General features: G+C 37.5%; 1 protein-coding gene. It reads right to left on the reverse strand.

What is annotated here, in order from left to right; all coding sequences use genetic code 11:
- Window positions 1-274: 274 nt before the first annotated feature.
- The coding region (gene tdcB / locus AC1DTM_RS28060; protein ID WP_477001437.1) for a bifunctional threonine ammonia-lyase/L-serine ammonia-lyase TdcB at window positions 275-1,064 on the reverse strand (790 nt) is incomplete at its 5' end.

A 1,064-nucleotide genomic window follows, 5' to 3' on the forward strand; every position in this document is an offset into this window, starting at 1 on the left:
ATAATAAAGTGAAACTTTAATCAGTGGGGGTTTTGTTCATCCCCCACTGATTATTAGCCTTCACCAATCGGGCGTTTACAGGCAGTTGATCTCCCACCTAACTTCTTTGCTCTAGCTGAATTTTGAGGTGGGAGTTTTACTGCCCGTTAATGCGGGATAAAAAAGGAGCTAAGATGATTCCCCTTAGCTCTTCTTTCATAAAACTAATTTACCTCTTAAAATACCGATTGATACAATTAATAATCAATGAGGTATTTTCACTTTATTATAAATATTATTTTACTTCATTAGCTACAAAAAAGTGCTCACATACACTTGAAATCCGTTGCAAATCTACGTTTCCACCAGATATAACCGCTACTACTTTTTTCCCTTTAATATATTGATCAACTTTCCCTGCAAGCAGAGCAGCAGTTGCTAATGCGCCCGCGCCTTCTACAACTGCTTTTCCACGTTGTAATAAGTCTTTCATTGCAACTTCTAACTCTTCTTCTGATACTGTTACAATATCATCTACTAATTCTTTTACAACTTCAAAAGTTAAATTCCCTGGTATTTTAACTGCGCAACCATCTGCTATAGTAGGTGCCTCGTAATGTTCTACGATTGTCCCTTTATCATAAGATGCCTTCATCCCATGAACATTTTCTGCTTGTACACCAATTATATTGATTGATGGATTAAAAGATTTTAATGCAACAGCAATACCAGAAATAATTCCGCCTCCGCCAATTGGCACAATAACCGTATCAACATCCCACATATCATCAAGAATATCTAAGCCAATTGTGCCTTGACCAGCCATTACCTCTACATCGTCATATGGATGTAAGTATGTTTCACCTGTTTCTCTTATAATCTCCTCACATTTTGCCTTCGCATCATCAAAAGTTTCACCGTATAAAACAACTTCTGATCCATATCCTCTGGTAGCCTCGACTTTCGCTAGAGGTGCAGAAATTGGCATTACGATTTTACTCTTAATACCAAGTAAATGAGCAGATAAAGCAACACCTTGTGCATGATTACCTGCCGAACATGCAATAACGCCTTTCTCTTTTTCT

Source organism: Bacillus sp. P4_D3 (assembly GCF_056401855.1).